Raw genomic sequence first — 10400 nt, forward strand, 5'->3', positions numbered from 1 at the left:
CCACGTTGCAAGTGGTTCTGGAGTCGATCCAGCCGGTTATTTCATTGTTGCCGAACTCATGCTCTTCGGCAACAAAACGGTTGGCAAGCGTATGGCTCAAATCAATAAAAAATCCTTTTTTACCTTGCGGGAAGCTATAGCTTTCAACACCCGAGTTTTGGCAAACAGCTATTTTGGCTGCAATATGGTTACTGAAAGCTACCTGGTAAAATCCCGGCCCGGCCTGTTCTGTTACTTTGTTCAGAATAGAAGTATTGGCGTCATCGCCCAAAAAAGGTTTGATCAAAATATTACCGCCGCTACCCTGGCAGCCCACGCCCTCAAAGCGGTTATGGGTAAACCCTAAAAATACTTTGGCCTTATGCTCATAACCCATGTGCAGGTTAGGATAAGTTTGAGGCCCGATACTCAGCATACTGAAGGGATATGATGCCGCGGGCGACATTTGCCCATGATCGCCGGAGGAACCGACAAAAACGTTTACCTGGCTTGAAGGGCTAATTTCAGCCGACTTTTTTGTTTGGGAAGAAACCCTGAAACCGGTAAATAATGAAGTAAAAACAGATAGAATAATGAACGTTGTTTTCATGGCGTAAAATAAAAAAAGGAGGGGTTAGACCCCTCCTCTTCTATGTAACATCGGTATTAATAACCCGGGTTTTGGTACATCTTAACAGGGTCAAGCTTGTACTCATCAAACGGAATTGGGAAATAACGATCTTTAGTAGTAAAGTTTGCCAATGAAGCCAAACCAAAATCAGATTGTTTTTTTGCTTTGAAGTAAGCTACCAATTCGGCATCGTTAAAAGTACGCAGCAGGTCAAACCAGCGGTGGTGCTCAAATGCAAGTTCAACGCGACGCTCATGCAAAATAGCCAGTTTCAATGTTGGATATTTGGTAGCGTAATCACTATTGGTCATTGATACAGCATAAGTTGGCATACCGGCACGTGTGCGCACCTGGTCTAAAAAGCTTGTTGCGGTAGCCTGATCGCCAAGGTAATTGTTTACTTCCGCCAGTGAAAGGATCACATCTGCAAAACGCATCAGGATCCAGTCGTTACCACCCCAGCCAAAAGCACCTGCGCCATCGCTGTTATCCCTGAATTTAGTAACAAACCAATCCTGTATAGTTGGATCGTTCGCAAACTTCACCGAAAAGTCCTTTCTTGGATCACCGGTTTCGTACTCATTAATTAAGTCATGCGTAACATTGTATCCGGCACCTGATGATACTACCCTTGAATTGATAGTTTCACCTTTAGCCTGGAAATTAGCCGCTATAGATGAACTGTAAGTCTGATCGCCCTGGATATTGACGATCTGAAAGATCAACTCAGGACAAGTTGTTTTTTTACCTACGTTAAATACATCTGTATAAGGTACAGTGTTTAAATTACCAAATGTGTGCATATTGTAAGCAGCCATAAGGTATGTTTTGGCATTAGCCAGATTAGTAGCACGGCTTGCCTGATCCTGGGTGGTTGCCATGGTGAGGTATACCTGGCCTAACAAAAAGTTAGCTGCCGCCTTTGATGTACGGCCGGTTGGCGCTTGCAGATTTGGAAGCGGACTGTTAATAGCGTCAGTCAAATCGGCAACTATCTGTTGATAAACAACGGCTTGTTTTTCGCGGTATGTTTTAGTTGCTACCTGACCTGCCGATGTTAATTGTTCGGTTACCAAAGGCACATCGCCCCAGGTACGTACCAAATCAAAATAGATAAAAGCCCGTAAAAACTTGGCTTCTGCAGCGTACCTTAATTTTAAACTATTATCCGGAAAAGTTACCTGGTCAATGTGTGACAACACCACATTAGCACGGCTGATTGTGGTATATAATGACGACCAGTGACTTTTAAGATAAGTATTACTTGGCAAAATGGAAAAGTTACCAAACTGAAAAGGTTCACCCGCGTTTGATTGGTTATCCTGGGTACCTGTATCGTCAGACCGCTGATCAGTCCAAAGATCGCTGCCTTCGCCAACATTGTTACCGCTGCGCAATGATTGATAGATACCATTAACAGCCAACAGCACATCATTAGGGGATTTATAGCTGGCGTCAACCGTTATGGCATTGGGGTCACTCTCATTTAAAAAGTCTTTTTTACAAGACGGGCTTATTGCCACTACGGCTGCAAGGCAGGCAATGGCTACAAATTTTTTATTCATCTCTGTATCTCTTAAAAAATTCATTAAAAAGTAACATTAACACCTAAGTTATATGACCTAACCAGCGGATAAGTACCATAATCGATACCCGGAGCAAGGTTGGCAGGCTGGGTGTTGTTTGAAGCAGCGCCTGAATAGTTATAATCAACATCAGGATTATAGCCTTTGTACTTGGTGATAGTAAATGCGTTTACAACACTTGCAAATACACGTGCCTTGCTCAAACCTAAAGTTTGCTGTAAAAAGTTAGGTAATGTATAACCTAACATAAGGTTGGTACAACGCAGGTACGAGCCGCTTTGCAGGTAGAAACTTGATAAACGGGTACTGTTACTTTGTGTACCTGCACGTGAAGCGCGGTAAAATGAACCGTCGCCCGGGTCAGCTTCGTTACGGTAACGCTGTGCAACGTTAGCATACTGGTTACCGGAACCTTCCCCATTGTACAGGTAGTAATCCTGGCCGTCAAGGATCTTATTACCATAAGAACCATTGAATGATGCACCGAAGTCAAAACGTTTGTAAGTACTGTTAAGGGCAAAGCCGTAAGTAAATTTAGCATAAGGCGAACCGATAACTGTTTTATCGGCATCGTTCACAACACCATCTTTGTTGGTATCAACAAACCAAAGGTCGCCAATTTTGGCAGGATTGGTTTGTGAAGCCGATGGTGCGGTTTTGCCATAGTTTGAGGCATTGATAATGCCGCCAACCTGGAAACCATAAAACATACCTACCGGTTGTCCCTGTGTGGTAATGCTGGTAAGGTATGAACGCTCAGCACCATTAATGATCAGGGTATTTTTAGCAGGCAGCTTAACAACCATATTACGGTTTAATGAAATATTACCGCTTGCACCAAAAGTGAAATCTTTTGTGCTAATGATTTTACCATCCAACTGCAAATCGATACCGCTGTTGCGGATCTTAGAATCGCGCAGGTTGGTTAAAATGGTAGTGGCGCCAGATATTGCCGAAATTGGCTGTTTATACAACAAATTATATGAATAGCTTAGATAATAGTTGGCAATGATTTGCAAACGACCGTTGAACAAGCCGATATCGGTACCAAAGTTATACTGCGAGGTAGTTTCCCAGCTTAACGTATTATCCTGGATACCGTTAGGGTATGTAGCTGTAACAGCGCTATTGCCATCAAGCACAACACCTGTAGGGCTTGCCAAAGTTTGCTGGATATTGTAATTACCAATGTTGTAGTTACCGCTTTTACCCCAGCTTGCGCGGATCTTAACAGTTGACTGCTCACCGAGGAAGTTGTGGTAGAACGACTCGTCTGACAAATTCCAGCCTGCGGCTACCGAAGGAAAATAACCATATTTATTGGCAGGACCAAAACGAGATGAACCGTCGGCACGGAATGATGCTGTTAAAAAGTATTTGCCTGCATAGTTGTAGCTGGCACGGCCAAGGTATGACAATAACGTGTAAGCATCTTTATAAACGCCGTTTGTGCCATTGTAATAAAAGTTTGCCGGTAATGCACCTCTGTTTGATAACTCAGGTATATTATCATTCTGGAAACCGTTTGCTTTCGCACTCAGGAAATCATCAGTTGTTTTCTGAGCTGTATAACCGCCTAACAGGTCGAGATGATGCTTACCAAAATCCTTTTTATAATTTAAGGTAAACTCAGCAAGCCTGTCAACCGTGATCAGATCTGAAGCAAGGGCGTTTGCTGCCTGGATAGATTGTATTGATCCCGGAGGGTTTGCACCACTACTTAAGGTAGTTGGATAATAATAATCATACTTTTCAGTATAGGTTTGGGTACCTAAATTAGTTTTGAAGTTAAGCTCTGGCAAAATGTTATAGGTAGCATTAACATTGTAAGTGCCACGATATCCTTTCCTGTTAATTTTTACCCTTTCGGCAAGCGCTACAGGGTTTTCGATGCCCTGGTAACCATATTGTGATGAACCAGCCGCCTCAACGTTGGTTTGTAATGAACCATCAGCGTTATACGCAGGTAAATAAGGCATATAGATCAACGCGCCTAAAATTGGGCTATGATCAAAACGGCCTTCCTGTATTTCCTGGTTTGTATTTTGCGTATATGCTATATTAGCACCGATGTGAATACGTTTGCTTACATCACCATCAACATTGGTACGGAAGTTATACCGCTGCTGACCAGTTGAAACCACGATACCAGGGTTATTTTGATATGCTCCGCTTACATAGTAACGCACGCCGTTTGAAGCTCCTGAAAACGATAAAGTATGTTTCTGAAATATAACATTATGGTATAGTTCGTCCTGCCAATCGGTATTTACAGTTTGTTTAATTGGCGTTTGCGTAGCAAAATTATATAAACCGTTAGGGATACTTACACTACCGCTATTACCAACATTCTTAACACGGGTGCTGTTGTCATCTGAGTACATGGCGTCATTCCAGGTGTGGGCAGGATTACTTACCCAAAGGTCATGGTAAGCATTGTTACGACCATCGATAACCAACAGCGCAGCCTGATCTGCATTAAGTAATTTTACTTTATGCGCAAGCTGATCAACGCCGGTTTGTACATCGTACTCAAAACGGCCTTTGCCTTCTTTACCTTTTTTGGTAGTGATCAATACAACACCGCCCGATGCACGTGAACCGTAGATGGCGGCAGAGGCAGCATCTTTCAAAATGTCGATGCTTTCTACATCATCGGGGTTTATGAAAATATCGTTACCTGCAGGATATCCGTCAATTACATATAAGGGATCAGAACTGGCGTTGAACGAACCAATACCCCTTACACGGATCTTGGTGCTTGTATAAGGTGCACCACTTGTTTGAGACACCTGTACACCTGCTACCTTACCAGCAAGGGCCTGACCCAATGAAGGGGCAGAAAGGTTAAGGTCGCTGGCTTTTACGCTGGCGATTGCACCTGTAACATCACTTTTACGGATGGTTTGGTAACCGATGGCTACAACCTCGTTAAGCATGTTTGATTTTGGTTTCATCTTAACGTTAATAGTTGATGAGTTGCCAACAGTTACTTCCAGTTGTTCATAACCAATAAAGTTGAAAAGCAACACGGCGCCTTCTTCGGCCGAGATGGTATATTTACCATTTGTGTTGGTAGCAGTGCCCTTGTCAGAGCCTTTGATCCTAACCGATACACCAGGTAAAGGAAGGTTGGTTTCGTCGGTAACTGTACCGGTAATTTGCTTCGCGGCGTTAAATACTATATTTTTTGCCGAAGCGTTTGAGATAAAAGGTTTTAGCAAAACCAGTAAAAATAATACAGGAATTAAAAAAAACCTGCTCAAAAGATTTGGAATAATCTTTTTATTCATACTTTTAAAATTGATTGTTGAAAGAAATGACTTTAAGCCTTGGACCGCTTTTGAGTTATTTGACAATTAATCCCGGACCGCGTGGATGTTAGCGCATTCACCGGTTCTTAGTTTTATCGCCGAGCTCGATGTTAAGTTGAAGTTAATGTTACATAGGCGATTATTTTTAAAGACGTAAGCAAAAGAAATTAATAATTTAATAATTATTATTGCGTTATCATTAAATAATATTAATACAGAGTTGTTAATATTGTAATAATGACAGCAAAGCTAAACCAGCTATCTTAACCAAAGGATACCTTAGTGTTAAGTTTACATTAACAAAAAATAAAAAAATGCCTGCCTGTTTGCAGGCATTTTTTCTTTAGTCAGTTTATATACACTACCATGAAGTAGTGGTAAAATTCACGTTATTTTTGCGTGATGAAGTTACGGCTATCCCCTTTTCATCACCACCAAGCAACGAAAAACCTTCCAGTTCATCGCCCCTGTCTATGCCGTCAACCTGGCTCAGCACCACTTGTTTACCAGCCTCTATTGACTTTTTCAGATCGACATAGGTAAACCGCCACTGCCTGCCTTCAAGCTTATTTTGGATAAGCACCAAAACACCTTTATCGGCCTTCCAAAACAAGTTTTGCACCCATGGTGTGCATGTAAACTTTTTGTAAAGTACGCCGGGCTCCTTGGTGCTTTTAGCTTTAGCAAGCTTTTCGGGGTCGTATAAACGCACTTCGTTGCCATGATCGCCATAATCGGCAGTGGCTACATACCACTTATTATCATATTTTACATATTCGGGGCGGGTACCCTGGATACATGCGTCGTCCTCAATGGTGTTGATCAAATTGCCGTCTAGTGTGCAGGTTTTAAGCAAGCCTTTCCAGTTTACGTTATAAATTACCGCTCTCCATTGGGTACCTGCAGCATTCAAACGAATGGAATTACCGATAAAAGTTGGCCCCTTATCGTTGTTATAAGCTATACCGGTTGGATGGTTAATAACGTCCTGACCGTTTTGGGTTAGCTTATATTCTTTATGCTGATATATTAGGCTATCGTTTTCCAGCTTAAACTCGCGGATCATCCCTACTTCCCTGTCGCCGTATAAAAATATGCGGCCATTTTGGTAGGAGATGCCCTGGCAAGAGCCTAACGAATCAATAGTTATAGCGCGGTTAAGTTTATGATCAATTGTCCCGGTGGTAATACTGCCGATCCCTAACACAGCAGCTATTATTGTTAAAGTAAGTTTTTGCATGATTTTATATAAAATCTATTAATTCCGTATAAAGTAATTAATCAAGTCCTTAGCCTTAAGCTTTGTGCGTTCGGCTTTCAGCTTTTATATAATAATTAACGAGGGTCAAGTGGTTCATCCGGATCAATTTGTTTGGCTTCTTCAACCGGGTAATATTCAACTTCGGTTTCAGAATTGCGCTTAGCCAATTTGTAAGGCACATAGTTCAATTCCTTTTGGCAGCGTGCATCCATGGTCATAATAAAATCCGTTTGTGATTTATCGGTTACCACAATGCCTGGCTTATCGGCAGGAATACCATATTTATAAAGCAGCCTGGCACTGTTGCGCATATTGGTGGTAGTATGGCGTGCATGCGGTTCAATGATGATCACGTTTTCGGGTATGTGAAGGGTTTTCAGCAGATATACCTTCATTTCTTCAGCCTCGTTATACTTTGTTTTATAAGGATGCACCTTACCGCCGGATACAATAATGAACGGCGCTTTACCTGCTTTGTACTCCTGTACCGCCAGCCTGCAGCGCAACATCCCCTCCCCGCTTAGCGGCGATGTTAAATTATCCGGGCCAGCGCCCGGTACAAGGATATTTGAGTATGGATAGTCGGCCCATTTAATGGTTTTGATCCTGGTTACGGCAGCCTTGTTGGCGTTTAGCTCCATAGGCTCGTAATTGGCGGGATCCTGCCTTTCGTTTATTTGCAGGTAAAGCAGCGCTGCCTGCATAGCCGGTTCAAAAAACAATTTTGTACCTTTAATATCACCCGCCAATGTTGCAGAGGCATCGTACATCAGCGTATAATACGCCCTGGCTTTAACATTGTAGCTGATGGAGTCTATTTGCGGATAGTTAGGCTTTTTACCTTCGGCATAAACCCCGATTGTATAGTTAATACTGCCTGCATCCTGCTCCCATGCCCTTACAAGCAACTGCTCTGGCGATAGTTTTTTATACAAACTGTATTGGCCCGAGGGGATCAGCTTTGATTTAACCAGCCTGTCAAGAGCATTTCCTGTTTTGTACAAAGCTGTAAGGCGGTCGCTTACATTTTTGATGTCTTCGTCAGTTAGTTTTACAGCAGCTATTAAACATGATGCGTCTTTACAATCGGTAAGGGAAGTGTAAAGGGCACTTAGTTTTTTCGTGGTAAGTTGAGCCAGTTCAGCATCATTTTTAAGTAAAGTGCTTACTTCGGCATCCTGTTCAAACAAAGTCAGCAGGCCGTAGTTTTTGGTCTTTACATAATCTGTCGGGATACTTTTAACGGGGGCTGGTGTTTGTGCAGAGACGCTTAAACCACTCAACCCAAGCACTGTTAGTAGCAGGAGTTTTTTCATTGAACTGTTTTTTAACAAGGCGCAAATAACGCCTAAGCACATAAACTCAAAGTTAACGGCCGGTAACTTTCCTCTTACAAAACAGGCCTATTTTTGATTTAAATTAAGATATACCATCTTTAGGACAAAATAGTCCATGTCAATTTTGATATTTGTAAAAGCTGATAATTTTACCGAATATCCCCTATGGAAAATGCCGCCTTATTAAAAGCCATTATTGAAAACGCCATCGATGGTATTATTACCATTGGTGAACGGGGGAATATAGAAACCATCAACCCATCGGCATGTAAACTTTTTCAGTATGAACCGCAGGAAGTCATCGGCAAAAATATATCGATATTAATGCCGCCGCCTTACAAGCAGGAGCATGACCATTATATTGATCGTTACCAAACGACAGGCAGGGCACATATCATAGGTATTGGTCGCGAAGTTACCGGACTGCGTAAGGATGGCACCCAATTCCCCTTCAGGCTTGGCGTTAGTGATGTAAATTTCTCGGGGCGTAAAATATATGCGGGCTTTATCCATGATCTGAGCCGCGAAAAAGAAGCCGAAGACAAACTGAAGGAATATGCCTCCCATTTGGAGGAAGTAGTGGAGGAACGTACCCAGTCGTTAAAGCAGTCTGTCCGGGAGTTGCAAAAAGCAAAAGAAGAGGTAAGTCAATCGCTCGAAAAAGAGAAGGAACTGGGGCAACTGAAAAGCCGCTTTGTATCGATGGCATCGCATGAGTTCCGCACTCCATTAAGCGCCGTTCAATTATCTGCCTCGCTTATTGATAAATATGCAGAGCCTATACATAGCCCGCAGATCAGCAAGCATGTTAATAAGATCAAAAACGCGGTGGGCAACCTCACCACTATCCTGAACGATTTCCTTTCGCTCGAAAAACTGGAAGCCGGGCGTGTTGAGCCCTCATACACTACTTTTGACCTGGTTAAGCTGGGCGAAGAAATTACGGAGGAAATGCAGTTGATGGCCAAGCAAGATCAAAATATCCTTTATCAGCATACCGGTACCAGCAGCATGGTACAGCTTGATATCAACCTGCTCAAGAACTGCATTATCAACCTTATTACCAACGCCATCAAATACTCTGGAGAGAATAGTTTTATCGAATTTAATACCGAAATAAATGCTTCCGGATGCTCTGTTACTATAAAAGATAACGGGATAGGCATCCCTGAAAATGATCAGAAGCATTTGTTCGAGGCGTTTTTCAGGGCGCATAATACCGGCAATATTCCGGGCACGGGTTTAGGGCTCAATATCGTAGCCCGATATGCTGCCCTCATGAACGGGCAGGTTGATTTCCAGAGCAATGTAAACGAAGGCACCTCATTCACCATTTCATTCCCTGCACAATGAGCCAAAAGATCCTCATCATAGAAGATAATACCGATATCCGCGAAAATGTAGTTGAAATACTGGAATTGGCCGGTTATACTGTGTTTGAGTCGGATAATGGAAAAACCGGCGTTGAACTGGCCGTTAAAAACCTTCCTGATGTGATCCTCTGTGATATCATGATGCCCGAACTTGACGGGTACGGCGTTTTATACATGCTGAACAAAAATCCGGAAACGGCAACTATCCCCTTCATATTTTTGACGGCAAAAGCCGAACGGATCGATCAGCGCAAAGGCATGGAAATGGGCGCGGACGACTATCTAACCAAACCTTTTGACGATATCGAACTGTTAAGCGCCATTGAAAGCAGACTTCGGAAAAAAAGCGCACAGCAAAGCTTTTATAGCCAGTCGCTTGAAAGTTTAAATTCTATTGTGTCAAAAAACAGTGGTCTTGCCGAACTTAAACGCGTTATTGCCGAACGCAAGGCCCGCCTGTTTAAAAAAGACCAGGTTATTTATTACGATGGAGATAAAGGGAACGGATTGTACCTGATACTGAATGGCAGGGTAAAAACGGTTAAACTGGCAAACGACGGCCGCGAGCTGATGACTGCCATTCACTCGGCCGAAGAATACCTCGGCGTGAATGCCATGCTTTCCAACGAACCTTATTCAGATACGGCAACTGCAATGGAAGATAGCCTGCTATGCCTGATCCCTAAAGACCAGCTGGATAATCTGCTCAATTTATATCCTGATGTTGCCCGGGAGTTTATCAAACTACTCTCCAACCATATCCGCGACAGGGAAGAACAACTATTGCAGCTCGCCTATAACTCGGTACGGAAAAGAATGGCCGATACTCTGATGCGCCTGTATAAACAACAGGGGGGCGATTTCAAAGTTTCGCGCGAGGACCTTGCAGCCATGGCCGGCGTTGCTACCGAGACCGTAA

General features: G+C 42.9%; 6 protein-coding genes and 1 pseudogene. 2 read left to right on the top strand and 5 right to left on the bottom strand.

Annotated elements, in window-relative coordinates; all coding sequences use genetic code 11:
• The 5 genes and pseudogenes from VF500_RS27415 to VF500_RS27435 form a co-directional block, all read right to left on the bottom strand.
• A pseudogene (locus VF500_RS27415) lies at positions 1–589 on the bottom strand (alpha-mannosidase); the annotation flags it as partial.
• Between the two features lie 56 nt (positions 590–645).
• Positions 646–2175 (bottom strand): RagB/SusD family nutrient uptake outer membrane protein, encoded by a 1530-nt coding sequence (locus VF500_RS27420; RefSeq protein ID WP_330862715.1) that lies wholly within the window; start codon positions 2173–2175, stop codon positions 646–648.
• 23 nt (positions 2176–2198) lie between these two features.
• A complete protein-coding gene (locus VF500_RS27425; protein ID WP_330862716.1) occupies positions 2199–5489 on the bottom strand; it encodes a TonB-dependent receptor in 3291 nt (1096 codons plus the stop codon).
• 382 nt (positions 5490–5871) lie between these two features.
• Positions 5872–6750 (bottom strand): hypothetical protein, encoded by an 879-nt coding sequence (locus tag VF500_RS27430; protein WP_330862717.1) that lies wholly within the window; start codon positions 6748–6750, stop codon positions 5872–5874.
• Between the two features lie 95 nt (positions 6751–6845).
• A complete protein-coding gene (locus VF500_RS27435) occupies positions 6846–8087 on the bottom strand; it encodes a YdcF family protein (RefSeq protein ID WP_330862718.1) in 1242 nt (413 codons plus the stop codon).
• A gap of 186 nt (positions 8088–8273) precedes the next feature.
• Between VF500_RS27435 and VF500_RS27440 the strand changes: the two genes are divergently transcribed.
• Both VF500_RS27440 and VF500_RS27445 read left to right on the top strand, forming a co-directional pair.
• Positions 8274–9461, top strand: a complete 1188-nt coding sequence (locus VF500_RS27440; protein WP_330862719.1) for a PAS domain-containing sensor histidine kinase — start codon at positions 8274–8276, stop codon at positions 9459–9461.
• Positions 9458–10400, top strand: a 943-nt coding sequence (locus VF500_RS27445; protein ID WP_330862720.1) for a response regulator, incomplete at its 3' end; no start/stop codon positions are given. The genes VF500_RS27440 and VF500_RS27445, both read left to right, overlap by 4 nt.

Source organism: Mucilaginibacter sp. (genome assembly GCF_036383575.1).
In the GTDB taxonomy this organism is placed as follows: domain Bacteria; phylum Bacteroidota; class Bacteroidia; order Sphingobacteriales; family Sphingobacteriaceae; genus Mucilaginibacter.